Origin of the sequence: Synechococcus sp. MIT S9509 (assembly GCF_047303035.1) — a bacterium.
GTDB lineage: Bacteria > Cyanobacteriota > Cyanobacteriia > PCC-6307 > Cyanobiaceae > Synechococcus_C.
The window spans coordinates 1,618,007-1,642,454 of record NZ_CP138940.1; the positions used below are offsets into that span (position 1 = coordinate 1,618,007).

Below are 24,448 nucleotides of genomic sequence, written 5' to 3' on the forward strand. Positions count from 1 at the left end.
TTTAGAGATCGGCCTGAACATCAATGTTGAGCAGAGAAATTGACCTCCTCCGCACCAAGGGGGGCCACGGCATTCCTGGACCTCCATGGAGAATGGCAGTCCGCACCGATCCGCCCATGCCCATCTGCGTCCTGGTGCTCAAAGAACGCGCCTCCGCCGAGACTCTGGTCCAGGACCTTCAGGATTCCGGCACTCCGCTCATGCGCGTGGTGCTGGTGGCCCCTGAACAATCAGGAACCACTGAGGGGGCTCTCGAGGCCGAGCAGTTCAACAGTGTTGATCTGCTTAATCCGAACATGGCTCGCAGTCGCCGCCAACGTTCCATGTCGCGCTGGCTGATGCCCTTCGGCTTCATGGCGGGAGTTACCTTCACCCAGATCACCACCCTTGATACTTTTGCGCGCTTCGGTGATATCGGAGAAGCCCTGATCGGCGGCCTGCTCGGACTCGTATCAGGCTTGATGGGAAGCTTCGCCGCTGCAGCCAGCGTTCCATCTGACAACGAGGACGGGGTCAGGATTCTGCGCAACAGGCATAACGAGCAGTTCTGGTTGCTGCTGCTGGAAACCCAGGCGGGTCTTGAAGTTCCCTGGCAGCTGGTTCAGAAAGTGCGCCCGCAGCAGGTTGTTCGTCTGAGCGAACTGTGAATCTTCACCGTGCTCCATTTCTGGATGGACTCACTGAGCCGGAGTCGATGCATCGGCTGATCGACCTAGTGGAGAAGGTGCTGCGCACCAGGCAACCGAGCTGGAGCCCCTTCCTGAGCGGCCCTGAACTGGAGAACTCCCGTCGTCTGGAGGCACTGACAGAACTGCGCATGGTCAGAGACGGAGGAAGACCTGGAACCGAACGCTGCCGCCTTCAGCTGAGCCACAGCGATCAGGAGCTGCAACCCGAGCCAGCGCCAATTTCCGGATTGAGACTTGAGGGCAATTTCCTGTTCGATCGGGCTGAACCGGAAGACATGCGCCGGGCACTGCTTGATCTTGGCGTGACAGCCGATGGTCTCGGCGATCTATGGCTTCGTGGTGACCGTGGAGCCCAGGCCGTCTGCACCCTGGAGGCGGCCAACCATCTCAATGGCCTGACCGGCCAAGTTCGCGATGTGACGTTGACCGTTGAGGCTGTGAGCGTCGACGGCTTGCAGTGGCCCGCTCAGAGACTGCCGAAGCGTTTGACCAGCGTGGAAGCTTCCTGCCGCCTTGACGCTATTGCCTCAGCCGGATTCGGACTGTCTCGCTCCAGGGTGATTCGTCAGATCAGGGAAGGAAGGCTGCGGCTCAACTGGCATCCGGTCCGCCAGGCGAGTCGCGAGCTGAAAATCGGCGACCGCCTTCAGCTTCAGGACAGGGGCAGTGTGGAAGTCTTGAACCTCGAACTGACGAAACGCGATCGCTGGAGAGTGGAGATGATGCGTCGGTGAACTGCTAACTTGAGTCGCGAGCGGTTGGGCTGTTCAACCGTTACCGCTGATCCCCTGAGGGTGAATGTGGGCGATTAGCTCAGAGGTAGAGCACTACCTTGACACGGTAGGAGTCACTGGTTCGATTCCAGTATCGCCCATTTCCCTCATGTGCAGAGATCAAACAGCATGTCCCTGAGTGTCGTGATCGGACTGGGACGCTCTGGCATCGGTGCAGCTCGTCTGCTCAAGACCCAGGGTTCAGACGTGGTGATTCTCGAAAAGTCTGAGCGCGAAAGTTGCAAGCGAAAGTCAGCGGAACTGAAAGATCAGGGCATTGACGTCCGACTCGGACAGCCCTTGGAGATATCCAGCTTCGAGCCCTGGCTCAATGCCATGGATCAGGTGGTGATCAGTCCTGGAATTTCCTGGACGCATCCGACTCTTGAAGTGCTGCGAACGCGTGGTGTTCCCGTGAAGGGAGAAATGGCTCTGGCCTGGGAATCCCTGAAGACACGGCCTTGGATCGGCATCACTGGCACTAATGGAAAGACCACCGTCACCCATCTTCTTCACCACGTGCTCAGCCACAGCGGGTTGGAGGCTCCCATGGCAGGAAATATGGGGTATTCCGCTGCGGAGCTGGCCCTGGGATGTCTTGATGGCTCCTGCCCTCAACCGGACTGGGTGGTGATGGAGATGAGCAGTTATCAGATTGAAGCGGCCACCGAGGTGGCCCCGCGCATCGGTATCTGGACAACACTGACACCTGACCACCTGGAACGACATGGATCGCTGGACGCTTACAGGGCGATCAAGCGTGGACTGATGGAACGCTCCCGGCTGGCGATTCTCAATGGCGATGACCCTGATATCAGCCGAACTCGCTGCAGCTGGGAACAGAACCAGGTGAACTGGGTCAGCACAGGGAGGGAATCCTCAACCAGCACAAGCTCACGCGTCACCGTCAGCGACGACGGCTGGGTCTGCGAAGGAAAGCGAAGACTCTTCCGCGCCAGTGCTCTGGCGATGCCTGGAGAGCACAACCGCCAGAACATGCTTCTGGTGACTGCAGCCGCGCTCGAAGCTGGCTTGGACCCGGAAGCGATTGAATCGGCTTTACGTTGCTTCGGAGGGGTCCCGCATCGACTCGAATCGCTGGGAACAGTTCAGGGAATTTCGGTTTTCAACGACAGCAAGGCAACCAACTACGACGCAGCTGCGGTGGGTTTGAAGTCCGTGCCCAATCCGGTGGTGCTGCTTGCAGGGGGACAGACAAAACAAGGAGACGCTCAGTCCTGGCTGCAGCTGCTGAAGGAACGAAGCAGCTCTGTTGTGTTGTTCGGCGCTGGAGCTGACGAACTTCGCGGCCTGATCGAGGCTTCCTCCTACCCAGGTGCCGTGATTTCACACAGAAGCCTGAATGAGGCTGTTCCAAATGCTCTGGAACTGGCCCGACAACAGCGCGCTGCGAGCCTGCTGCTGTCACCGGCTTGCGCCAGCTTTGATCAATATTCCGATTTCGAAGCTCGTGGCGATCACTTCCGTGAGCTGATCGCGGCGAATCAATCAACCTAGGCTGGTGAAAATCTTGAAGATCTCGTGGCCTACTGGCTGATGAAAAGTGAACCCGACGTCTATGGGATTCATCATCTTGAGCAGGAGCAGACAACTCTGTGGGACGGTATTCGTAATTATCAGGCGCGTAATTTCATGCGCACGATGGCTGTTGGCGATCAGGCTTTCTTCTATCACTCCAATTGCAAGCCGCCTGGAATCATCGGCCTGATGGAAGTGATCGAAACAGGATTGGTGGATCCAACACAGTTTGATTCTTCATCGAAGTACCACGACCCTGCGTCCAAGCCGGAGGCACCGCGCTGGGACTGTGTTCGTCTGGCCTACAGAGGCAGATTCAAGAACATCTTGACTCTTGAGGACTTGCGTCAGTCGTACGAGCCGGATGAACTGGCCGTTGTGCGACGCGGTAATCGGCTTTCCATACTTCCTGTGGATGACCGTATCGCCCAGGACCTGCTCGATCGACTTGGCTCAATCCAGTGAATCAAGGGCACCTCAGCTGACGGAGCGTCTCCCTCTCACAACGATCATTCCAAGAGCCTGGATCGGGTTCAGCAAGGCTCCCTGGCGGTTTGTTGGGCTGACGGCTTTGATGCTGATCACAGTGTCTGGACTGAGTGTGATCTCAAGGGATCTTCAGCAGGCTGAGGGCCTGTGGCAGTCAACCATCAGCGACTTGGTCTTTGTTGCGACCATCCCCAGCACTCTTGTGCCACTGGTGGCCTTGCTGCATCTGGCCGATCAGTATCTTCCCTCAATCCACACTGCTCAAAGCATTGAACCTGCCAAGGGGCGTCAGCAGCTGCGGTGGATTTTCAGGCAAACAGCTGCACTGGTATTGCTGGAAAGTGTGATCCTGATCGGAGGCCTCAACACGCTGAAGATCATCGGTGCACTGATGGCCAGGCAAAGCGGAGTTTTCTCGGCTGTGATCCTGATTGCTGGAGGACTGGCACTGATTCTCTGGACCCTGAGTCAAACCCTGGCGATTCCTCTGCTGGTGCATCACGGGCATCGCCCACTGGCAGCAATGGAACACAGTCGAAGACTGGTTCAAACCAATCGACTAAAGGTTCTAGCCCTGCTTGGCCTGCTGATTGGTGTCAACCTGATTGGGTTGATGGGTGCATTCCTCGGCCTTCTGCTGAGTATTCCATTCAGCGCCTTGCTGCTGATGGCAAGTTGCCGGACTCAGACGCCCTGGGTCAGTGATTCCCGGCGAAACATATTGCCTACATAAAGGCGGGTGATTTCTCTCGACTCGACTCCGTGTTGAATCAGGAAGCCAGCCAGCGCGGCCTGAACAAGACGGTACTGATCCCAGTTCGGGCAGCGCTCAATGAACGCGACCATGGCCTGCTGCAGAGGCTGAGGGAGCTCGGAATGAAAGCTCACTGCTGATTCATCAGGAACAGCTTCTGTCGCAGAAACAACCTGAGACACCTCGGACAAAAGCTCTGATGCTGGTGCTTGTGACTGCTGTAACTGATCGGCCAACTGCATTCAAACGGTTCGGATGCCAACCAGTTCTCCACAGATGCGGGCCTGAGTCAAGAAGCCTTTCAACAGCCATTCCCAATGACTCTCCCGGTGAGACTTCAGCCACCAGAACCGTTTCCAGAAACGGATCTGCTCAAGAGGTCACTAAAGAGTCACAAATGCGAGTCGTCAACCAAAACCACGCCCGGGAATGGGATTTTCCACAGAAACCGGCCATGCCTGACAAAACGCCCTGCACCCTGTGGAAAACATCACCGTCACCGTGGGGAACACTGGGGGAAAATCAATGGAGAGTCATTGATTAGCTGCTCTGATCATTGCTGCTGTCCCACAGCGTTCTCATCGCCTCGGCGATGGCCTGCGCAGCTGGCTCTGGCCAGTAGACCTCCAGGCCTCGAGCCCTTTCACCGTCACCGCTGCAGATGCCACGAAGCGACCACCGCGATCGATCTCCTTCAAGGCAGGCCCACCAGCTGCCACGTTCCAGCTCGACGGTGATGGATTCCTCCGCCATGAGCTGATCACAAATGGATTGATGCTGATCCGTCAGAACGGCGATCAGTGAAGCCAGCTCGCAGGCTTCACTCTCCTTGAGTTCCAGAGCCCAGTGCTCACCACCAATCAGAACTGAGAACAGAGGGCGGGAAGGATCCCTGGACAATCTCCAACCCGGGCCCTCCCGTTGAATCATCCAGGAAGAAGATCGGGCTGATCCTGCTCGTCGCTCAGTTCAACGATGGCGCGCTGAACCGGCTTGACACTGGATTCCTCAAGCAGACCATCAAAATCGTCGAAACGACGCTGTTTGGCACGGAAAGCGATCCGAACAGTGGTCAGGTAGCGATTGCTGGACTGACGAATCAGGCTTTCACCACGCTTGGCAAGATCCTGGTGATCAACTCCGGCAGAAAGCATGCCCAATATTCATTGATCCCCAATACTAAGTGAGCAGATCACTGTGAAAAGGAACATGCATGGGGTAGCTGCGTTGAGGACGCCCTGGAACCCTCAGCACGATCTGACGCCCAAGCCCCATGGCCACCAGCGGTCTGCGCAAATGACTCAGAAGTCCACTGACCTCCTCGAGATGCTGCGCATCCACACACTCGATGCGAATGCTTCCCCAGCTCCGCGACATCCTGCAGTCACGCAGTGGTTCCAGCTCTGCCTCGATCTGCGGATCTTCCCTGTAGAAGGAAAAGACAAGCCTTCTTAAGCGATCCATCGTTGCTCCCCGTAGCCTCGACCTGACTACAACCTGCCCATAGCGGTGGTTCAGCCCCTCGCTGCCGAACAAAACCTTCATCTTTCCGACGCTTCTCACAACGTCGGCACCCTGGCGATCGATCTGGGAAGCACCACCACGGTGGTCGCATTCCAGTCTGCTCAGCGGTCAGAGGTGGATCTGCTCGATCTGGATGCAATCACCCGTGAGACAGGAGCCATTCCCTCGCTCCTCTGGGTTGAGGATGCGTTCTCGGGGCCAGCACTGGTGGGGTTTGAAGTGCTTGAGAACGGCTTGCACGAAAGGGATGCTCCGCAGCTGCATCGTGACTTCAAACGCTGGATCGGTATCGCATCAGATCCACACAGTGCTGAGAGACGGCTCAGCCCGGAGCAGGCAGGGGCGCGGCTTCTGACTGAAATCTGGAAGCGGATGCCACCTGGTCTTTTGATCGAGCGACTCGTGCTGACAGCCCCAGTGGATCAGGGCTCCGGCTACCGCGACTGGCTTCTCAAAGCCTGCGAGCCAATGCAAGTCGCAGAGATCGCCATGGTCGATGAACCGACGGCAGCCGCCCTTGGAGCTGGGCTGGAAGCGGGTTCCAAGCTCCTTGTGGTCGACCTCGGTGGAGGCACTCTGGATCTGTCCCTGGTGGCCCTTGAAGGCGGTGAGGGTCGTGCTGCTCCGGTGGCCCAGCTGCTTCGCTTCCGCGGCCAGAACCTCACCAACAGCCGCCAGGCGGTGCGTCAGGCCAAGGTTCTCGGGAAAGCGGGCATCAACCTGGGCGGAAGGGATCTCGATCGCTGGATTCTTGACGAACTCTGTCCAGAGGGCCTGCCTGAGGAAGGTGATGGGCTGATGACTCTTCTGAATGCGGCGGAACGTCTGAAATGCCGCCTCAGCGATCCCGAGATCCCGCAACGGGAGAACCTCCTGGAAACAGCGAATGGTCAGGATCTCGCGGCACCACTCAAGCTTTCGATGAATCGACACAGATTCAGCCGACTGTTGCTGGAGCGAGGATTCTTTGACGCTCTTGATGGACTTCTCAGCAAAACGTTGCGCGATGCGGAACTCAACGGCTGCCCGGCCGAGGAACTTGACGCGGTGGTGGTGGTCGGAGGAGGGGCCCATCTGCCCCAGCTGCGCGACTGGCTGACCGAAAAACTTTCACCCACACCACTGCTGACACCACCTCCGATGGAGGCAGTGGCCTGCGGTGCCCTGAGCCTCACTCCCGGCGTTCGCATGCAGGATCTGCTGCAGCGCGGAATCTCACTGCGCTGCTGGAACCAGCGCAGCAACACCCACCACTGGCATCCGCTGTTTCTCCCCGGACAACCCTGGCCCTCCAGCAAACCGCTTGAACTGATCCTGAGCGCCAGCGGTCATGACCAGCAGTCGCTCGAGCTGGTGCTCGGCGAGTCGAGAGGGGAGACAAGACATGAGGTGGTGATGGTCAATGGCCTGCCTCAGGTCATTGAAAAGTCCGATGGATGGGAAGAAGTAACCAGGAGGCCTGACACCGCCTGTGAGCTCCCTTTGGATCCCCCGGGACAGCCTGGAGAAGATTGCCTGAAACTTCGTTTCCACCTCAATGATCAGGCGGAACTGATCCTGGAGGGAGAGGATCTGCGAACCGGTGAGAGCCTTGAAAGCAGACCACTCGGGACCGTGCGGTGATCGCGCCGTCCACAAAGCCGTGTGCATCGGCGATGTCATCCATAGAAAGGGTGCTCTTGATTTCCTGACCACCCTTGGCGCTGCGTCGCCATCTCCCGAGGTTCTGGCTGATCGCCACACTGGGTGGTGTCGCAGGACTTTGCGTTTTTGCCTACTGGTGGGAACAACAGTTACCGGGTCGACTGCGTGAAGCGGCATCCAGGGGAGATCTTCAGTCCTGCCTGCGTTACGGAGAACAGCTGGCAGCACTCCGTTGGCTGGACCGGGAGGCGCCCATCGAGCAGGCGGTCTGCCGTCGTCGCCAGGCTGAACTCGCCTGGGAGCGAGGCGACAGCAGCCAGGCCCTCAACCTGCAGGCTCAGCTTGTCAACTCCAATGTGGGCAGTGAAGAACAGCGCAGCAGCGATCGTTCAAGATTGCTCAAGTGGCGCCAGGTCCTGCGCGAGCGGGCACTGGATCAGTTCAGGGCGGGAGATCTCGAACAGGCCCTCGTCACCCTCAGTCCACTGGAACAAAAAGGCCAGAGACCCGGTACGCAGCTCAGCGACAGCCTGCGCGAAACCTGGAACCGCAACAAGGTTGATCACGAACGACTGCAGGACAAAGTGCAACGACAACAGTGGTGGGAAGCACTGAGCGTTCTCAATCAACTGGACCACCCCTGGTGGCAGACCCATTCCCTGCCTCTCCGCAGACAGGTTGAGGAAGCCATCAAGAATCTGCGCGATCGTCAGGAACATCACAGCCATGGGGCGTTGCCGGCCCACACCGTCGATCCTGAACAACTCAATTCTGCTGTGGAAGAGCGTCTGTCAGGCGGCATGGACCCATGGAGCGCCTTCATCGCAGGGTGTGCTGATCTAGGCGGTGTTCTGGTTGAGGAAGGACCGGAGAGCCTCTGCAAGGCGAAGAGACCGTGACGAGATCAATCCCAATGGAATCAATGGCAATTGCAGACTGGCGAAGAGGTTCTTGAGAGCTGATAGGGGCTGTTCACAATCGCCCGCCCAACACCGGGTGAAGCCTTCAGCTGGAAGGGCAGCGGAGGAAATGCGATCAGGTCACTGACGCCATGTAGAGGGGGTTCCACCAGCCCAAGCCGGCCTGAACTTGTGGCTTTCGTGTGCTTTTAAGGCTTTTTGGACGGGGAGGTGATTCAGTTCCGCCCCTGAACACTCCGCAGAAAAACACCCTCCTCACCATCCACATCCAGCAGTCTGAGCTCGATGGTTTCGGTCCGCCTGGTGGGAACGGACCGACCACAGAAATCCGGCTGAATCGGCAACTCCCGATGACCGCGGTCCACCATCACCAGCAGCATCACGCGGCGTGGCCGCCCCCAGGCCTGGATCGCCTCGAGAGCTGCACGCACGGTGCGGCCGGTGAAAATCACATCATCGACCAGCAGAACATCGCGTCCTTCGACACTCACAGGCAACTCGGTCGCTTGAACGGGCCTCATGGCAACCCGCTCGAGATCATCGCGATGAAAGGTGGGATCCAGTGTTCCCTGAGCAATCACCTTGCCGCTCTGCTCCTGAAGGAAGCGTGCCAGTACCGCTGAAAGCTGAACACCCCTGGTGGGTATCCCCAGCAGCAGCAACTGCTCAACATCCCCCACGCATTCAAGAACCTGGGAGGCCAGCCGCGAAAGAGTTCTGCCGACATCCTCGGCGGAAAGAATCTCGATCCGTTCACCATTCCCAGGCGTCACCATGACCGACTTAATGCGACTGATGACTGTATGTCGGATATCACCCTTGAGATCCGCAAAAGCTGACCTTGGTGAACCAAAGAGTTCACCAAGGGCCGGATCCGGGGGTAACTTATGAATCTAGAGAAGACCTTAAGAACGGATAGGGCTGAGTGAACGTTGTTGATCGCCATGCGGGACGACCAGGCAAGGAGCGATCCATCGCTCCTGTTGTCCTTGCGATCCTGGATGGCTGGGGCGAGCGCACAGAAGCAGATCACAACGCCATCCAAGCAGCACGCACCCCCGTCATTGACGCTCTTCGACACGCCTATCCCCAGACATTGATTCAGGCGAGCGGTTCCTATGTGGGATTGCCCGATGGACAGATGGGCAATTCCGAGGTGGGGCATCTCACCATCGGTGCTGGCAGAATCATTCGGCAGGAACTCGTGCGCATCGGCGACACGGTGCGCGCCAACCAGCTCAGAGACGTTCCGAAGCTCCGTGAACTGGCTGAACGGCTTCGAGCGAGCAACGGCACGCTTCACTTACTTGGGCTCTGTTCGGATGGCGGCGTGCACAGCCATGTGGACCATCTGTGCGGTCTGCTGCACTGGGCGGCCGACGAAGGTCTGAAACACGTTGCGATCCACGCGATCACCGATGGACGTGATACACCGACCCAAAGTGCTCCGACATATCTGAAACAGATTGAGAAAGCGATTCAGGTCAGTGGAGTGGGTGAAATCGCCAGCCTGTGCGGTCGTTACTGGGCCATGGACCGAGATAGGCGCTGGGAGCGCACAGCCCGCTCCCATGAGCTGCTGACCTCTCCTGACGTTGCGTTGAGCTCTCTGTCAGCAGCTGAAGCGCTACAGGCCAGTTACGACAGCGGTATCACCGACGAGTTCGTGGAACCGACACGTCTGCGACCGACCTATCTGAACGATGGCGATGCCTTGCTGATGTTCAACTTCAGACCCGATCGGGCTCGCCAGATCATTCAGTGTCTGGCCCGAGCGGACTTTTCCGATTTCGAACGCCCCCATCAACCTCAGCTGGACGTGGTCACCTTCACGCAGTATGAGGCCGGCCTGCCGGTGGAAGTGGCCTTCCCACCCGAATCCCTGGATGACCTGCTGGGTCAGGTGGTGGCCTCAAGAGGACTGCGCCAGTACAGAACAGCTGAAACCGAAAAGTATCCCCACGTCACGTATTTCATGAACGGTGGCGTTGAGCAGCCGCTCGAGGGGGAAGATCGACACCTCGTGCCTTCCCCACGCGTGGCCACTTACGACCAGGCCCCGGCCATGAATGCCGACACTCTCACTGTGAGCTGCATTGAAGCCATCGAGAAAGGGATCTACTCCCTGGTGGTGATCAACTACGCCAACCCCGACATGGTTGGGCATACCGGCGTGATGGAGGCTGCCACTGAGGCGATCGAAACCGTTGACCATTGCATCGGAAGGCTTCTAGATGCTGTGGGACGCATGGGCGGAACGATGATCATCACCGCAGACCATGGCAACGCCGAGCGGATGCAGGGCGACGACGGACAGGCCTGGACAGCCCATACCACCAATCCGGTTCCATTGATTCTTGTGGAGGGCGAACGCAGAAAGCTGCATGGCATGGGCAACGCTATCCGCCTGCGGGACAACGGCGGGCTTGCTGATATCGCACCGACTCTTCTGCAACTGCTTGGCCTTCAGAAACCCGAGGCCATGACCGGCAGCACTCTGATTGAACCAATCGAGACCCCTGTGCCCTCAAGCGCTCGCCTGCCACAGCCAGTCTGACCGGCTCGGGCATAAAATCTGCAGATGATCACCACCGTTCTTTCCTGGATGTGGATCAGCAGTGGCCTTTTGCTGATTCTCTTCGTTCTGCTGCACAGCCCCAAGGGTGATGGCATGGGCGGGCTTGCAGCCAGTGGCAGCACCTCGTTTACAAGTGCCAGCAGCGCGGAAGCAACTCTCAACCGCATCACCTGGACCACTCTGGCCGTCTTTCTCACACTGGCTGTGATACTGAGTGCCGGCTGGCTGAACTGAATCAAAGAGCCGACATTTCCAGGTCCAGCGACCTCAGGCCCTCAGGACATTCAGGGAAGCCGTCGCGTCGCGGATAAGCCCCCTCATCGCGTTAAGGCACATCATTCCTCAGAGTGTCAGCCTCTTCCCTCTCGAAGGATGGCAGACCATGCCCGCGAAGAGACGCCGCAGCCTGAATCAGTGCTTTTTTTACAGCAGAAGCCACAATGCCGCCGGCCCTGAGCAGCACACAACTCACACCCCAGGATCTCGACCCAAGGCGTTAGCCCTTGGCAATAGTTGAGAGACCTTAGTGGCCCTGCAACGAGCACAAAAAAACCCCGCAAGAGCGGGGTTTGACGGGTCGCCTGAGCGACAATGCAGGGAAAGCCGCGACTCAGTAGTCGAAGTCGCCACCACCCATGCCACCACCTGCTGGTGCAGCTTCCTTCTTCTCGGGAAGATCAGCAACGATGCACTCCGTGGTCAGCACCATGCCTGCGATTGAGGCAGCGTTCTGCAGACCGGAACGGGTCACTTTCGCTGGATCCACAATGCCGGCAGCCAGCATGTCGACATAGTCGCCGTTGGCAGCGTTGTAACCGTCATTGAAGGTCTTGGCCTTCACATTTTCAGCAACTACCGCGCCGTTGACACCTGCGTTCTCAGCGATGCGCATCAGCGGTGCAGTCAGAGCAGCCGCAACGATGTTGGCTCCGATCAGCTCTTCACCCTCCAGGCTGGATGAGGCCCACTGCTCAAGCGTGGGAGCCAGATGAGCAAGGGTGGTACCACCTCCGGGAACGATGCCTTCTTCAACAGCAGCCTTGGTCGCATTGATGGCATCCTCAAGGCGAAGCTTCTTGTCCTTCATCTCGGTTTCAGTGGCAGCACCCACCTTCACCACAGCAACGCCACCAGCCAGCTTTGCAAGTCGCTCCTGAAGCTTCTCCTTGTCGTAGGTGGACTCGGTTTCATCCATCTGCTTCCGGATCTGCTCGCAACGGGCTTTCACGGCCACGTCGTTGCCTTCGGCCACGATAGTTGTGGTGTCCTTGTTGATGGTCACGCGACGGGCAGTGCCCAGCATCTCGATCTTGGCGTTCTCAAGCTTCAGACCGGCGTCTTCGGTGATCAGCTGACCATTGGTCAGCACAGCCATGTCTTCCAGCATGGCCTTGCGGCGGTCACCGAAACCGGGGGCCTTGACGGCAGCCACATTCAAAACACCGCGCAGACGGTTCACCACCAGAGTGGCAAGAGCTTCCTTCTCAATGTCCTCAGCGATGATCAGCAGGGGCTTGCCAGTGCGGGCAATCTGCTCGAGGACGGGTACGAGATCCTGCACGAGACCGATTTTTTTGTCGGTGAGCAGGATGTAGGGCTCATCGAGGACGGCTTCCATTCGCTCCGTGTCAGTGGCGAAATAAGGGGAGATGTACCCCTTGTCGAAGCGCATACCCTCAGTGACCTCCAGTTCGGTGGTCATCGACTTGCCCTCTTCCAGGGAAATCACGCCTTCCTTGCCGACCTTGTCCATGGCATCGGCGATCATCCGACCAACTTCCTCGTCGTTGCCGGCGGAGATGGTGCCCACCTGGGCGATGGCATTGCTGTCAGCAATCGGCTTGGCATTTTCCTTGATCTTGTCGACCAGAAAATCCGACGCCTTGTCAATGCCCTTTTTCAGAGTGATGGCGTTGGCACCGGCGGCAACATTGCGCAGACCAGCCTTGACCATGGCATGTGCCAGAACGGTGGCTGTGGTGGTGCCGTCACCTGCTGCGTCATTGGTCTTGGATGCGGCCTGACGAATCAGAGCAACGCCGGTGTTCTCGATGTGGTCCTCGAGTTCGATCTCCTTGGCGATGGTGACGCCGTCATTGATGATCTGAGGTGCACCGAACTTCTTTTCAAGAACAACGTTGCGACCCTTGGGGCCAAGGGTGACAGCAACGGATTCGGCGAGGATGTCAATGCCCTTTTCGAGAGCGCGGCGTGCGTTCTCGTTGTAGATGATGCGTTTTGCCATGGGGGCGGGAATGAATGGGAAGGGTTGAGTGAATGACTGCCGGCCTGTCAGAGGCGCGGGGCAGCCGGAGGCCGGTCAGTTGACGATGGCAAGGATGTCCTTCTCAGACAGGAGCACGAATTCATCGCTTCCGAGCTTGATGTCGGTGCCTGCGTACTTGCTGTAGAGGACCTTGTCTCCGACGCCCACTTCGGGGGACTGGCGTGAACCGTCGTCGTTGCGCTTGCCGGGGCCAACCTGAACGACTTCACCCACCTGGGGCTTTTCCTTGGCTGTGTCGGGAAGCAGGATGCCGCCGGAAGTTTTCTCCTCCGATTCCGAAACCTTGACGAAAACGCGATCGCCGAGGGGCTTAACAGTTGAGACGCTGAGAGATACAGCTGCCATGGGTTCTTGCAGAGCAGGGACAGTGCGCCGAAGCGCCGATGCGACTCGAGCTGGCACTCAAGGTCGTCGAGTGCCAACCTATGTCCGGGTTCTGCACTTCGGCCACGGGACAAGCGTGCGGGTGACCGAACCACACCCCCCTTTCACATGACGGTGGTATCGTTGCCCCGCTCAGGACGGGATTGCTCTAGACGCTCCCCTCCCACACCCCCTTACTTATGGCCGCTGCTGCTCCCGCCTCCGCCGGTACCAAGGGCGTTGTCCGCCAGGTGATTGGCCCGGTTCTGGACGTGGAATTCCCCGCCGGCAAGCTGCCCAAAATTCTCAACGCTCTCCGCATTGAAGCCACCAACACCGCCGGCCAGGCGGTCGCTCTGACTGCTGAGGTCCAGCAGCTGCTTGGTGATCACAGGGTCCGTGCCGTGGCCATGAGCGCCACCGACGGGCTTGTCCGTGGCATGGAAGCCATCGACACAGGCGCACCGATTTCAGTGCCTGTCGGCGAAGGAACACTGGGTCGCATCTTCAATGTTCTGGGCGAGCCTGTTGACGAACAGGGTCCCGTGAAGTCGGATGCGACAGCTCCGATTCACCGCTCGGCACCGAAGCTGACTGAACTTGAGACCAAACCGAAGGTCTTTGAGACCGGCATCAAGGTGATCGATCTCCTGGCTCCTTATCGCCAGGGTGGAAAAGTTGGCCTCTTCGGTGGTGCAGGTGTCGGCAAGACCGTGCTGATTCAGGAACTGATCAACAACATCGCCAAGGAACACGGTGGTGTTTCCGTATTCGGTGGTGTGGGTGAACGCACCCGTGAAGGCAATGATCTGTACGAGGAATTCAAGGATTCCGGCGTGATCAACGCCGATGACCTTTCCAAGTCGAAAGTGGCGCTCTGCTACGGCCAGATGAACGAGCCCCCGGGCGCACGCATGCGTGTCGGCCTGTCAGCTCTGACGATGGCTGAGCATTTCCGCGACGTGAACAAGCAGGATGTGCTGCTGTTCATCGACAACATCTTCCGTTTTGTGCAAGCAGGCTCTGAAGTCTCCGCACTTCTTGGACGGATGCCATCAGCTGTGGGCTACCAGCCAACCCTCGGAACCGACGTCGGTGAACTTCAGGAACGAATCACCTCCACCCTCGAGGGCTCCATCACCTCGATCCAGGCGGTTTATGTTCCTGCTGACGACCTGACTGATCCGGCGCCAGCCACCACATTCGCTCACCTCGATGCCACCACAGTGCTGAACCGTGGCCTTGCATCCAAGGGCATCTATCCAGCGGTTGACCCCCTCGACTCCACCAGCACCATGCTTCAGCCCGCAGTTGTGGGTGACGAGCATTACCGCACTGCTCGCAGCGTTCAGTCCACCCTGCAGCGGTACAAGGAACTGCAGGACATCATTGCCATCCTCGGTCTCGATGAACTCTCCGAGGATGATCGCCGCACCGTTGATCGTGCCCGCAAAATTGAGAAGTTCCTCTCTCAGCCTTTCTTTGTAGCTGAGATCTTCACTGGCATGTCCGGCAAATACGTGAAACTCGAGGAAACCATCAGTGGTTTCAATCAGATTCTCGCCGGCGAGCTGGATCACCTCCCAGAACAGGCTTTCTATCTCGTTGGCAACATCGATGAGGTCAAGGCCAAGGCCGCAAAGATGGCCGAAGAAGCCAAGTGATCATGATCGGGGCATGGCATTCATGCCCCTGAATTTTCACTTCACTCAACGCTTTTAACCCAAACATTCCATCTCCATGTCCCTCACCCTCCGCGTGCTGGCACCAGACCAGAGCGTGTTCGATGGTTCTGCTGATGAGGTGATCCTCCCAAGCACCACCGGACAGCTGGGCATCCTTCCAGGTCACGTTTCACTTCTGGCGGCACTTGATGTCGGCGTACTTCGTGTTCGTGCGGACGGAAGCTGGAAATCCATCGCACTGATGGGTGGGTTCGCTGAAGTGGAAGCTGACGACGTCACGGTGTTGGTGAACTCCGCTGAGATGGGTAGCTCGATCGATGGCAGTTCTGCTGAAACAGAACTGCAGGCTGCACGCGCAGCCTTGAGCAAACTGGAAGGTCAGCCGACCTCACCCGAGAAAGTGAAAGCCCAGCAAAGCCTTGATCGAGCAAGAGCTCGTGCGCAGGCAGCCATCAACCAGAATTAATTCACTTCTGGGAGAAAAAAGTTATCAGCACAATTAGAGGCAATGCCTCGACAAATTTATCAGTGGTTTACGGAGTGGCCAGATAGCTATCATTATTTTTTGAGCCAACTCAACCGCAATTGACCACTGGCTCAATGCACCACTAAACCCCAATTTCCTCATTAATTACAAGTCCCTGCAGGTACGAAGCAGGATCAAGAGCAACATTTTTGGGGGTTCTGATCTCGAAGTGAAGATGCGGTCCAGTGCTGCGACCTGTATTACCCATCCTCGCAATCAGATCACTTTTCCCGACGATGTCACCAACCTGAACAAAACTCTCGTTGCAATGCGCATAACGCGTTCTGTAGCCATCAGGATGTTCAATTTCAATCATCAACCCATAGGCACCTAAAAATCCTGAGAAAACCACACGGCCGGACCGTGAAGCACGAATGGCTGTTCCGATGTGATTCGCGATATCAATACCTGAATGGTGCCGTGACCAGCGTGGTCCAAAACCCGAAGTGAAAACGCCTGATGCAGGCAAGGAATAAGCCTTGGCCGACAACTCGCTCAGATAGTCGGCGAAGGAAGCAAATGAACAGAGCCGAGAAGGCGAATAAGACGATGCATGAGAGGGAGCGAGAGACACCTCGCCTGAGTAAGCCTCGGAGGAATCAACAGCAAGCACTGAAGAAGCACGCAGACAGTATTGCTCGAAAAGCGCGATCGCCGAGCGGTCGTTCAATGATTGGCCAGAATCAGGAAGACTCTTCTTTTCGGTTTTCAAATAAAAGACTGACTTCCCCTGATTCTTGAATTTGTCCTGACCAAAAACATTCAAAACTTCCACGCCTGGCGACGTCAACAAAGCCGCAGAAGACAGACCGAGAGTCAAAGAGGAGGCGAATGAAATCAACCGATCACAAATCTTTGTCAAGATTGTAACAGACTATTTCGAAGCGCAGGCAGCCGTACTGCCTGCCGCTGGTGATCAATATTACGCTCCGCAATGAATAAAAATCATCGTGCATTCGCCTGCGCGCAAAGCACTGCCCGCAAGAGGCCGATCTGCCACCGCAAACTGTTCAAAAGCATAGTTAAAAGTATTTGAGCGCATCATTAATGCAATTCAAACAGGCATTCTCACAACATGATTCATGCAGACAAAACTTTTTCGGAACGCTTGTAAAACTGCTGCTTCAACATTAAAAAAGCAGGCCATTGAAGCCTGCTTGAAAAAGTTATGACCGACCGAATCAGGCGGTACCGCAGAAGGTCACATCAGGGAATTTGAGCTTGGCATCTTCCAGGCTCTTGCCCTTGCCCTCTTCCTGCCAGTAATTGATGACCTCTGTGGCTTTATTCAACACCTCAACGCGTTCGTTATCGGTGATCCAGGACTTACCTTCAAGTTCACTCTTAAGCGTTTCCCAGGCATCTTCACGAGGCCAGAAGAAGTAGGCGGTCAACGGGCTGGGGCCACCGCCAACAATTTGATCAACGGCCAGAGCCACATTGTCGGGCAGCCAGAGAATCTTCAGCAGGAAGCGTCCCTCATCGGCCTTCGGGGTGTATCCGGATGGCACACCATCAGCGTCGATGGTGGCTGAAGCCAGTGCAGCACTACCGCCACGCATCACCGGACGGCCTTCCTTCGGCTCCTGCTGCTGATCAGCCTCTGTGCTCTGAGGAGCCTGATCAGCTGCTGCTGCCTCGGTGGCGACCTCTTGGTCGACGGCAGCGCCTTCGGAAACCGTCATGGTGTCAGCGCTCAAGAATCAATGACAAAGAACTAACCTACCAGCCGTCAAATCCAACCGTCCTGGAAAGGCAGCCAACCACCAGCCAGCTTCTGCTGTTCGACATCGACGGAGTGATCCGTGATGTGTCTGGAAGTTATCGGAGAGCCCTCCAGGCAACCGTGGAGCACTACAGCGGCTGGCAGCCGGCTCCCTCCTGCATCGACGCTCTCAAAGGCGAAGGCCGCTGGAACAACGACTGGGACGCCAGCCTGGAACTGCTGCGCCGACATGGCGACTCGCTGCCTGTCAGAAATGAGCTGATTGATGTGTTCAGTGATTTTTATTTCGGGGCCGATCCCGATGGTGATCCAGGGAATTGGACGGGATACATCCGTGATGAACCCTTGCTGGTGCGCAGAGATTTCTTTACTGCGCTGGTTCGGAACGGCTGGCGTTGGGGGTTCGTGAGTGGTGCGGAACCTCCATCGGCGCGATTCGTGCTTCAGCAGCGACTGGGACTGGTGAATCCTCCTTTGATCGCCATGGGCGATGCCCCTGACAAGCCTGACCCCAGCGGTCTTGTGCAGCTCAGCGACAGCCTTTTGCCTGATCGCAGCGGGGGTGTGGTCGCTTACCTGGGTGACACGGTTGCCGACGTGCAGACCGTGCTCAACGCCAGGTCCGAACGACCTGACAGGCATTGGATCAGCCTCGCTGTGTCACCTCCGCATCTTCGACCCGGCAGCGATGAACGCAACACCTATGAGCTGCAGCTGAGATCCGCTGGTGCGGATCGGATCCTGTCCAGCACTGAAGCGGCTATTCAATGGTCAATGGACCACCCATGGGCTGAACGTCAGGGTCTCGCAGAATCCGATCGCTGACGCGTCAGGTCCTCTCAGCGCTCCATGTCAGCGACTGCTTTCAGAGCTCCTGAAGTGAGTACTTCATGACCACATGACACTGCGGCAAGGTCCCTGACTGCAACGTCGTCCTCGATTCGGATGCCGATGCCCTTCCAACGCTCGTCAATCGCCGGCTGTCCCTCGGGAACCGCAAGACGATCACTGATGTAAAGACCGGGCTCCACCGTGAGCACGATGCCCGGTTCCAGCTCGACGTGATGCTCACCGAGCCGATAGGCACCAACGTCGTGAACGTCCAAGCCCAGCCAGTGCCCGGTTCGGTGCATGTAGAGATGCCGATAGCTGCCCTGCTCGATCAGACCATCCACCTCTCCCACCAGAAGGCCCAGTTCCACAAGTCCCTCGACCAGAACATGCACGGCTGCGTCATGAACGTCCTCAGCGGTGTGGCCGGGCTTGACCTGGCGAATCGCCGCTTCCTGCGCAGCCAGCACGAGTGAATAAAGCTCGCGTTGCTCCCCACTGAAGCGACCACCCACCGGGAACGTCCGGGTGATGTCACCGTTGTAGTAATCGCGAAGCGAACAGCCGGCATCGATCAGCAGCAGATCTCCGTCCTGAAGAACCGCGCTGTTGTCGATGTAATGCAGAACACAGGCGTTATCTCCACCGGCAACGATCGAGCCGTAGGCGGATCCACGGGCTCCCTGCTCCAGAAAATGCTGCTCGATCAGGGCCTGAATCGTTCGCTCGTTCATTCCAGGACGAACAGCGGCCCTGGCCAGCTCATGGGCCGAGGCTGAAATCCGACAGGCTTCCCGCAGGCGTTCCAGTTCAGCTGGTTGCTTGCGCAGGCGCATCCGATGCAGCAGCGGGCAGGGCGCGATCAGTGCCAGTGCGGCACTGCCGGTGCGCGATGCCCGATCCAGTTGCGCCCCCCATGAACGCAACACCAGGGGTTCGATCGATGGATGACTACCGACGCGGAAGGCGATGCCCTCCGCACCCTCCAGGTACTGCGGCAGCAGGGCATCAAGCTCCACACGCGGATGGGAGAGATCGGCACCGAAGCGCTCGACCGCGCCCTCACAACCCCAACGCCTGCCTGTCCAGACCTCAGCAGCTGGCTCACGCGGATTCACGAAGAGCACAAACCTCTCACCCTCAGGGCGATGTGGCAGGAACAGGGCCACGGCATCGGGTTCGTCGAAACCGGTCAGATACCAGAAATCACTGTTCTGGCGGAAGGGCCATTCCGTATCCGCATGGTGAGTGACCAGGATCGCCGCAGGGATCACCGCCGCGGCCCCACCCAGTTCAGCCATGAACCGCTCGCGGCGATCTGCGAACAATTGCGCATCAAAAACAGGGGCGAGATCAGCCACGGCAGAGACAGGACACCGGAGAAACGTCAGGATGGCAGTCAAAGCGCCCGCGCATGACCTCCGACCTGCTGATCCTTCTCCTGTTGGTGGTGGTGGTGCTGACCGGATCCGCACTCTGCTCAGGAGTGGAAGCTGCGCTGCTCACCGTGAATCCCGTACGGGTGCATGAACTTGCGGCACGGCCGAAGCCTGTTGCCGGGGCACGCAGGCTGGCCCAGCTGCGGTTGCACCTGGGCCGGACCCTCTCCGTTCTGGCGATCACCAACAATGCCTTCAACATCTTCGGAAGCCTGATGCTCGGTGGCTACGCCTCCTGGGTGTTCACCGAGAAGATGGACGCAGGCAATGGAGCGCTGGCGCTGTTTTCAGTGAGCCTCACGGTGCTGGTGATCCTGCTTGGTGAGATCCTGCCCAAGGCGGTTGGAAGCCGACTGGCACTGCCCGTCTCCCTGGCGAGTGCTCCGGTTCTGCACTGGCTCGGCGTGATCATGCGTCCGCTGGTGCTGCTGCTGGAGCGACTGCTGCCTGCCATCACGGAGGAGAGTGAGATCAGCACGGATGAGGAGGAAATCCGCCTGCTGGCGAAACTCGGATCTCAGAAAGGGCAGATCGAAGCCGATGAAGCCGACATGATCTCGAAGGTCTTTCTGCTCAATGATCTGACCGCCCGTGATCTCATGACACCGCGAGTGGCGGCGCCAACCCTTGATGGCTCCTGCAACATCGAAAAGCTGCGCGTTGAACTGCTCGACAACGAAGCTCAGTGGTGGGTCGTGCTGGGCGATGCAGTGGACAAGGTGCTGGGAGTTGCCAATCGTGATCGGCTGCTGAGCGCCCTGGTGCGCAACAAGGGCCACCTCACGCCAGCCGATCTGAGTGAGCCGGCGGAGTTCGTTCCCGAGATGATCCGAGCCGACCGCCTGCTCACCGGATTCCAGCGCGACACCAGCGGCGTACGCGTGGTGGTGGATGAATTCGGAGGCTTCGTTGGTGTGATTGGCCCGGAGGCTGTACTGGCTGTGCTGGCCGGCTGGTGGAGGAAAACCTCCGGCGAGGCAGCGTCATGAGCGCCACAGAGAAGCGCTGCAGAGATCTGCTGCGGGGTTGGCGAGAACGGCTGGAGTTCAACCAGCGGGAACAGGGACTTCTGGCAGGTGGGCTGCAGCTTCTGGATCGCCAACTCGATCGCCTTGAGCGAAGCAAGCTGCGGATCTCAGTGTTCGGCCGCGTGGGCGTCGGCAAGTCCAGTCTGGTGAACGCTCTGGTGGGCCGGGAACTGATGGCCACGGATGTCGCCCACGGCTGCACACGTCAGCAGCAGGCCGCGGCCTGGCCAAGACCCGTTCCAGGCCTGCGGACGGTCGAACTGGTTGACACTCCTGGCATCGATGAAGTGGACGGGCCTGCGCGGGCACGACTGGCTGCCAGGGTTGCCCTCCATGCCGATCTGGTACTTCTTGTGCTGGACGGCGACATCACGCAGGTGGAACTGGAGGCCCTGGACACGCTCCAGACCATGGGCAAGCCGGTGCTGACCGTGCTGAACCGCAGCGACTGCTGGCCGGAGGATCAGCTGCCGGATCTGCTGCGCAGCATCCACAACCGACTCCCTGCAGGACTGCAGGCGCCGCTTGCGGTCTCGGCGGCGCCGCGCAAGGCTGTTCAGCTGAGTGATGGCCGCATCCGCAGCCGCGAGCAACCAGCCGATGTGAAAGCACTGGAGATCGGCCTGACCCGTCTGCTGGAACAACATGGCCAGAGCCTGCTGCTGCTCAACAGCCTCAGGCAGGCCACGAGGATTCAGCAGCAGTTGGAGACGGGGAGGCTGCAGCGACGCCGAAAAGAAGCCCAGGGCTTGATCGGGCGCTACGCCGCTCTCAAAGCCACCGGAGTGGCCGCCAACCCGCTGCTACTTCTCGATCTGGCTGGGGGTTTCGCCTGCGATGCCGCCCTTGTTCGCCAGCTGTGCTCTCTGTATGGGCTTCCCCTTGGAGGCCCCGCTGCCCGCAAGTTGATTCGCCAGCTGAGTGGACAGAACGCTCTGCTGGGGGGGGCACAGCTCGGACTCCAGGTCGCCTTGGGCTCATTGCGACAGCTGTTGTTGCTGGCGGCACCCTTCACTGCTGGTCTGACACTGGCCCCTGCCGCACCGGTGGCCCTGGCTCAGGCGGCACTGGCGGTGCACACGACACGCCGCACCGGACGGATGACAGCCCGCTGGCTGCTGGAGGAACGGGGGCGGGGCCGCCGACTTCAGCCAGGTCCAGCCACATTGATGCGGCGCCTGGCACAGACGGATCACGGCATCATTCTGCTGATGCAGGAATGGCCCCAGCCGCAGACTCGTCAACCGCTGCCATCGCTGTTGCCCTGACCATGGCGGACACAGCCACCGCTGAGATCGCACTGCTCGGGACCAGTGCAGACCCTCCGACGGTGGGGCATCAAGCGCTGCTGGAAGGGCTGCTGACCCAGTTTGACAGGGTCGCCACCTGGGCCAGTGACAACCCGATGAAACGCCATGACGCGGATCTGAAGCTGCGTTGTGACCTGCTGAGAACTCTGGTTGATGCGATCGCCGATCCCAGGCTGCAACTGGCCCAGGATCTCAGTAGTCCCTTCGCGATCTCCACACTGGAACGGGCCAGCCAACGCTGGCCCGACCATCGCCTCTGTTTCGTGGTGGGGAGCGATCTCGCTCCGCAGATCAAAACATGGAAGGAGGCCCAGCGCTTTCTGAAGCACTGCAATCTCGGAATTGTGCCCCGTGATGGATGGCCCCTTCAGCAAGTCACTCTGACGACGCTTCGTCTGATGGGAGCGTCAGCGCGGGTGCTGCCCCTTGGCATTCCCGCTGCGGCCAGTTCTCAGCTGAAACAGAGGCAGGAACGTCAGCAGGTGCCCGAATGTCTCTGGCCGCTGCTGCTGAAGCACAATCTTTATGGCTTCAATGCCTTCAATCCCTGAGTGCCGATGCGTATTGCCCTGGCCCAGATGAATCCTGTTGTGGGCGACTTGCTGGGCAATGCCAACCGCATCCTGAACGCCCTCGACAGCCTGATCAAGACCACCGGAACCGAACCGGAGCTGCTGGTGACGCCGGAACTCTCGCTCTGGGGTTACCCACCCAGGGATCTGCTGTTCAGCCCCACACACCTGCAACAACAACGGCAGGCCCTCGACGCGCTCCGAGATGGACTTGCCGTCAGGCGTTTGGACATCGCGCTTCTGGTTGGTGTGGCCGATGCGGCAGATGACAGCCTGCATCCGGGCCTGTTCAATGCCATCTCCCTCGTGCAGCTGAGCGGAGATCAAGTGGTGGCCAGGAAGCAACTGCTACCCAGTTACGACGTTTTTGATGAGACGCGTTACTTCAGGCCAAGCCATGGCGCCGGGCAGATCACACTGAGCAGCGAACGCCGCGACTGGCGACTGGGAATCACCATCTGCGAAGACCTGTGGGTGGATCAGGAACTGCATGGTCATCGCCTGGTGGGACCTGATCCTGTGGCCGATCTGATCCCCGCAAGGATCGATGCGCTCATCAACTGCTCAGCCTCTCCCTATGGCCGCCGCAAGGCGACTCTGAGACGCCAGTTGGCCGCTCGTGCGGCGCAGCGCCTTGACTGCCCCGTGGTCTACGTCAATCAGGTGGGAGGCAATGACGAACTGGTGTTTGATGGTGCCAGCTTCGTGATGAGCGAGCGCTGCGAGACGCCGCTCCTGGAACTTCCTGACTGCCGTGAAACCACAGAGATCTGGGATGCCGCCGACAGACCACCAGCGGCACTCCATCCATCGGCACGTCATCCATCGGCCATGACGCCATGGATCCAGTCGGGGCAGCTGGAGACGGAGCAGCAGGAGATGGAAACGCTGTTTCGCACCCTGGTCACCGGTGTCAAGGACTATGCGGGCAAATGTGGATTCCAGAGCGCCCTGCTCGGCCTGAGCGGGGGGATCGACTCAGCGCTGGTGGCTGTGATCGCTGCCGCGGCCCTGGGCCCCCATCAGGTGCAAACCCTGCTGATGCCTTCTCCATGGAGCTCGGAGGGTTCACTCAGGGACGCGCTCAACCTGGCGGATCGACTGAACATCGCCCACACCATCGTTCCGATCGAGAACCTGATGGACAGTTTCCAGTCGACATTGACCCCTGCCCTGGAGAGCGCTCCCTCAGGGGTGACAGCCGAGAATCTGCAGTCGCGCATCCGGGGCACCCTGCTGATGGCCATGGCCAATCAGCAGGGTCAGCTGCTGCTCACCACCGGCAACAAATCGGAGCTCGCAGTGGGCTACTGCACTCTCTACGGCGATATGAATGGCGGCCTCGCTGTGATCGGGGACCTGTATAAATCAACAGTGTTTTCACTGTGCCGGTGGCTGGACAGCAGCGAGGCAAGCCAGTGTCGCAAGGACCTGTCCCTGCCGGCCGAGGGGGCATTGATCGGCAGCGCAATCCTCGAGAAACCTCCCAGCGCCGAACTGCGTCCGGACCAGAAAGACAGCGACTCACTCCCGGACTACGACCGGCTCGACCCCCTGCTGATCGACCTGATTGAACACCGCCTCAGCGGTCAGCAGCTGACAGCTGCTGGGCATGACCCTGCGGAGGTGCAACGGATTGAACGGCTGTTCCGCAGAGCTGAGTTCAAGCGCAGACAGGCCGCGCCGTTGCTGAAGGTGAGTGCCCAAGCCTTCGGCAGTGGCTGGCGGCTGCCGATCGCGGCTGTCTGAGCCAGATTGAAGACAAGACTCC

26 protein-coding genes and 1 tRNA gene are annotated in these 24,448 nt (G+C 58.7%); 17 read left to right on the top strand and 10 right to left on the bottom strand.

Annotation, left to right across the window (positions count from 1 at the left end; all coding sequences use genetic code 11):
- Positions 1–116: 116 nt before the first annotated feature.
- The 6 genes from SIB73_RS09480 to SIB73_RS09505 all read left to right on the top strand — a co-directional run bounded on the left by SIB73_RS09480 (position 117) and on the right by SIB73_RS09505 (position 4,223).
- The gene (locus SIB73_RS09480) at positions 117–647 is read left to right on the top strand and encodes a hypothetical protein (RefSeq protein WP_413405627.1); all 531 of its coding nucleotides are present in this window, start codon (positions 117–119) and stop codon (positions 645–647) included.
- On the top strand, positions 644–1,423 hold the full coding sequence (locus tag SIB73_RS09485; RefSeq protein ID WP_413405625.1) for a photosystem II S4 domain protein: 780 nt from the start codon (positions 644–646) through the stop codon (positions 1,421–1,423). The genes SIB73_RS09480 and SIB73_RS09485 overlap by 4 nt, the downstream gene beginning before the upstream one ends.
- A 68-nt stretch (positions 1,424–1,491) precedes the next feature.
- Positions 1,492–1,563 (top strand) — tRNA-Val (locus SIB73_RS09490).
- Positions 1,564–1,591: 28 nt separating this feature from the next.
- Entirely contained in the window at positions 1,592–2,980 is a 1,389-nt protein-coding gene (gene murD, locus SIB73_RS09495) for a UDP-N-acetylmuramoyl-L-alanine--D-glutamate ligase (protein WP_413405623.1), read from the top strand.
- Positions 2,981–3,019: 39 nt separating this feature from the next.
- Complete coding sequence (locus tag SIB73_RS09500; RefSeq protein ID WP_413405621.1) at positions 3,020–3,466, top strand: EVE domain-containing protein; 447 nt, start codon at positions 3,020–3,022, stop codon at positions 3,464–3,466.
- The gene (locus tag SIB73_RS09505; RefSeq protein ID WP_413405619.1) at positions 3,450–4,223 is read left to right on the top strand and encodes a hypothetical protein; all 774 of its coding nucleotides are present in this window, start codon (positions 3,450–3,452) and stop codon (positions 4,221–4,223) included. The genes SIB73_RS09500 and SIB73_RS09505 overlap by 17 nt, the downstream gene beginning before the upstream one ends.
- On the opposite strand, the gene SIB73_RS09510 is transcribed toward SIB73_RS09505, so the two are convergent.
- From SIB73_RS09510 to SIB73_RS09525, 4 genes are all read right to left on the bottom strand, one after another.
- Positions 4,175–4,426 carry a DUF2811 domain-containing protein gene (locus tag SIB73_RS09510; protein WP_413439586.1) on the bottom strand — a complete coding sequence of 84 codons (252 nt, stop codon included), beginning with the start codon at positions 4,424–4,426 and terminating at the stop codon, positions 4,175–4,177. The two genes, SIB73_RS09505 and SIB73_RS09510, sit on opposite strands and share 49 nt — an antisense overlap.
- 358 nt (positions 4,427–4,784) lie before the next feature.
- Positions 4,785–5,174: a DUF1818 family protein gene (locus tag SIB73_RS09515; protein ID WP_413405615.1), complete on the bottom strand. Its 390-nt coding sequence runs from the start codon at positions 5,172–5,174 to the stop codon at positions 4,785–4,787.
- Positions 5,171–5,398 carry a DNA-directed RNA polymerase subunit omega gene (locus tag SIB73_RS09520; RefSeq protein ID WP_067095871.1) on the bottom strand — a complete coding sequence of 76 codons (228 nt, stop codon included), beginning with the start codon at positions 5,396–5,398 and terminating at the stop codon, positions 5,171–5,173. The genes SIB73_RS09515 and SIB73_RS09520 overlap by 4 nt, the downstream gene beginning before the upstream one ends.
- Positions 5,399–5,423: 25 nt before the next feature.
- Positions 5,424–5,708 (bottom strand): hypothetical protein, encoded by a 285-nt coding sequence (locus SIB73_RS09525; RefSeq protein WP_413405613.1) that lies wholly within the window; start codon positions 5,706–5,708, stop codon positions 5,424–5,426.
- A gap of 39 nt (positions 5,709–5,747) precedes the next feature.
- On the opposite strand from SIB73_RS09525, the gene SIB73_RS09530 reads away from it, so the two are divergent.
- The gene (locus SIB73_RS09530) at positions 5,748–7,391 is read left to right on the top strand and encodes an Hsp70 family protein (RefSeq protein WP_413406295.1); all 1,644 of its coding nucleotides are present in this window, start codon (positions 5,748–5,750) and stop codon (positions 7,389–7,391) included.
- A 74-nt stretch (positions 7,392–7,465) separates the two neighbouring features.
- Positions 7,466–8,311, top strand: coding sequence for a hypothetical protein (locus SIB73_RS09535; protein ID WP_413405611.1), 846 nt, complete (start codon positions 7,466–7,468; stop codon positions 8,309–8,311).
- Positions 8,312–8,547: 236 nt separating this feature from the next.
- Here the strand turns inward: SIB73_RS09535 and pyrR are convergent, their stop codons facing one another.
- Positions 8,548–9,108, bottom strand: coding sequence for a bifunctional pyr operon transcriptional regulator/uracil phosphoribosyltransferase PyrR (gene pyrR, locus SIB73_RS09540; protein WP_413405610.1), 561 nt, complete (start codon positions 9,106–9,108; stop codon positions 8,548–8,550).
- Positions 9,109–9,257: 149 nt separating this feature from the next.
- Here pyrR and gpmI point away from each other — a divergent pair, with 149 nt between their 5' ends.
- The gene (gene gpmI, locus SIB73_RS09545; protein WP_413405608.1) at positions 9,258–10,889 is read left to right on the top strand and encodes a 2,3-bisphosphoglycerate-independent phosphoglycerate mutase; all 1,632 of its coding nucleotides are present in this window, start codon (positions 9,258–9,260) and stop codon (positions 10,887–10,889) included.
- 24 nt (positions 10,890–10,913) lie between these two features.
- Positions 10,914–11,144, top strand: a complete 231-nt coding sequence (gene secG, locus SIB73_RS09550) for a preprotein translocase subunit SecG (protein WP_413405606.1) — start codon at positions 10,914–10,916, stop codon at positions 11,142–11,144.
- 376 nt (positions 11,145–11,520) lie between these two features.
- Here the strand turns inward: secG and groL are convergent, their stop codons facing one another.
- Together groL and groES are read right to left on the bottom strand one after the other, a co-directional pair.
- Positions 11,521–13,155, bottom strand: a complete 1,635-nt coding sequence (groL, locus tag SIB73_RS09555; RefSeq protein WP_413405604.1) for a chaperonin GroEL — start codon at positions 13,153–13,155, stop codon at positions 11,521–11,523.
- A gap of 75 nt (positions 13,156–13,230) precedes the next feature.
- On the bottom strand, positions 13,231–13,542 hold the full coding sequence (gene groES / locus SIB73_RS09560) for a co-chaperone GroES (protein ID WP_066911278.1): 312 nt from the start codon (positions 13,540–13,542) through the stop codon (positions 13,231–13,233).
- Positions 13,543–13,760: 218 nt separating this feature from the next.
- Here groES and atpD point away from each other — a divergent pair, with 218 nt between their 5' ends.
- Positions 13,761–15,224 (top strand): F0F1 ATP synthase subunit beta, encoded by a 1,464-nt coding sequence (gene atpD / locus SIB73_RS09565; protein WP_413323568.1) that lies wholly within the window; start codon positions 13,761–13,763, stop codon positions 15,222–15,224.
- 76 nt (positions 15,225–15,300) lie between these two features.
- The gene (gene atpC, locus SIB73_RS09570; protein ID WP_413405602.1) at positions 15,301–15,711 is read left to right on the top strand and encodes an ATP synthase F1 subunit epsilon; all 411 of its coding nucleotides are present in this window, start codon (positions 15,301–15,303) and stop codon (positions 15,709–15,711) included.
- A gap of 142 nt (positions 15,712–15,853) precedes the next feature.
- Here atpC and SIB73_RS09575 read toward each other — a convergent pair whose 3' ends face one another.
- Both SIB73_RS09575 and SIB73_RS09580 read right to left on the bottom strand, forming a co-directional pair.
- Positions 15,854–16,612, bottom strand: a complete 759-nt coding sequence (locus SIB73_RS09575; RefSeq protein ID WP_413405600.1) for a M23 family metallopeptidase — start codon at positions 16,610–16,612, stop codon at positions 15,854–15,856.
- A 340-nt stretch (positions 16,613–16,952) separates the two neighbouring features.
- On the bottom strand, positions 16,953–17,456 hold the full coding sequence (locus SIB73_RS09580) for a 30S ribosomal protein PSRP-3 (protein ID WP_413405598.1): 504 nt from the start codon (positions 17,454–17,456) through the stop codon (positions 16,953–16,955).
- A 125-nt stretch (positions 17,457–17,581) separates the two neighbouring features.
- Between SIB73_RS09580 and SIB73_RS09585 the strand changes: the two genes are divergently transcribed.
- Entirely contained in the window at positions 17,582–18,322 is a 741-nt protein-coding gene (locus tag SIB73_RS09585; protein WP_413405596.1) for an HAD family hydrolase, read from the top strand.
- Between the two features lie 14 nt (positions 18,323–18,336).
- Here SIB73_RS09585 and SIB73_RS09590 read toward each other — a convergent pair whose 3' ends face one another.
- A complete protein-coding gene (locus SIB73_RS09590; protein ID WP_413405594.1) occupies positions 18,337–19,689 on the bottom strand; it encodes an aminopeptidase P N-terminal domain-containing protein in 1,353 nt (450 codons plus the stop codon).
- Positions 19,690–19,742: 53 nt separating this feature from the next.
- Here SIB73_RS09590 and SIB73_RS09595 point away from each other — a divergent pair, with 53 nt between their 5' ends.
- The 4 genes from SIB73_RS09595 to SIB73_RS09610 are packed head-to-tail and all read left to right on the top strand — an operon-like array spanning position 19,743 to position 24,426.
- Positions 19,743–20,756 carry a CNNM domain-containing protein gene (locus SIB73_RS09595; protein ID WP_413405592.1) on the top strand — a complete coding sequence of 338 codons (1,014 nt, stop codon included), beginning with the start codon at positions 19,743–19,745 and terminating at the stop codon, positions 20,754–20,756.
- A complete protein-coding gene (locus tag SIB73_RS09600; protein ID WP_413405590.1) occupies positions 20,753–22,063 on the top strand; it encodes a GTP-binding protein in 1,311 nt (436 codons plus the stop codon). The genes SIB73_RS09595 and SIB73_RS09600 overlap by 4 nt, the downstream gene beginning before the upstream one ends.
- Before the next feature lie 2 nt (positions 22,064–22,065).
- Entirely contained in the window at positions 22,066–22,656 is a 591-nt protein-coding gene (locus SIB73_RS09605) for a nicotinate-nucleotide adenylyltransferase (RefSeq protein WP_413405588.1), read from the top strand.
- A 6-nt stretch (positions 22,657–22,662) separates the two neighbouring features.
- Entirely contained in the window at positions 22,663–24,426 is a 1,764-nt protein-coding gene (locus tag SIB73_RS09610; RefSeq protein WP_413405586.1) for an NAD+ synthase, read from the top strand.
- Positions 24,427–24,448: the final 22 nt, after the last annotated feature.

Coding starts and splice junctions, on each gene's coding strand:
- atpD (WP_413323568.1), top strand. CDS start 13,761: ATGGCCGCTGCTGCTCCCGCCTCCGCCGGTACCAAGGGCGTTGTCCGC.
- atpC (WP_413405602.1), top strand. CDS start 15,301: ATGTCCCTCACCCTCCGCGTGCTGGCACCAGACCAGAGCGTGTTCGAT.
- SIB73_RS09605 (WP_413405588.1), top strand. CDS start 22,066: ATGGCGGACACAGCCACCGCTGAGATCGCACTGCTCGGGACCAGTGCA.
- secG (WP_413405606.1), top strand. CDS start 10,914: ATGATCACCACCGTTCTTTCCTGGATGTGGATCAGCAGTGGCCTTTTG.
- groL (WP_413405604.1), bottom strand. CDS start 13,155: ATGGCAAAACGCATCATCTACAACGAGAACGCACGCCGCGCTCTCGAA.
- SIB73_RS09600 (WP_413405590.1), top strand. CDS start 20,753: ATGAGCGCCACAGAGAAGCGCTGCAGAGATCTGCTGCGGGGTTGGCGA.
- SIB73_RS09520 (WP_067095871.1), bottom strand. CDS start 5,398: ATGCTTTCTGCCGGAGTTGATCACCAGGATCTTGCCAAGCGTGGTGAA.
- SIB73_RS09595 (WP_413405592.1), top strand. CDS start 19,743: ATGACCTCCGACCTGCTGATCCTTCTCCTGTTGGTGGTGGTGGTGCTG.
- groES (WP_066911278.1), bottom strand. CDS start 13,542: ATGGCAGCTGTATCTCTCAGCGTCTCAACTGTTAAGCCCCTCGGCGAT.
- pyrR (WP_413405610.1), bottom strand. CDS start 9,108: ATGGTGACGCCTGGGAATGGTGAACGGATCGAGATTCTTTCCGCCGAG.
- murD (WP_413405623.1), top strand. CDS start 1,592: ATGTCCCTGAGTGTCGTGATCGGACTGGGACGCTCTGGCATCGGTGCA.
- SIB73_RS09515 (WP_413405615.1), bottom strand. CDS start 5,174: ATGATTCAACGGGAGGGCCCGGGTTGGAGATTGTCCAGGGATCCTTCC.
- SIB73_RS09610 (WP_413405586.1), top strand. CDS start 22,663: ATGCGTATTGCCCTGGCCCAGATGAATCCTGTTGTGGGCGACTTGCTG.
- SIB73_RS09525 (WP_413405613.1), bottom strand. CDS start 5,708: ATGGATCGCTTAAGAAGGCTTGTCTTTTCCTTCTACAGGGAAGATCCG.
- SIB73_RS09500 (WP_413405621.1), top strand. CDS start 3,020: ATGAAAAGTGAACCCGACGTCTATGGGATTCATCATCTTGAGCAGGAG.
- SIB73_RS09580 (WP_413405598.1), bottom strand. CDS start 17,456: ATGACGGTTTCCGAAGGCGCTGCCGTCGACCAAGAGGTCGCCACCGAG.
- SIB73_RS09480 (WP_413405627.1), top strand. CDS start 117: ATGCCCATCTGCGTCCTGGTGCTCAAAGAACGCGCCTCCGCCGAGACT.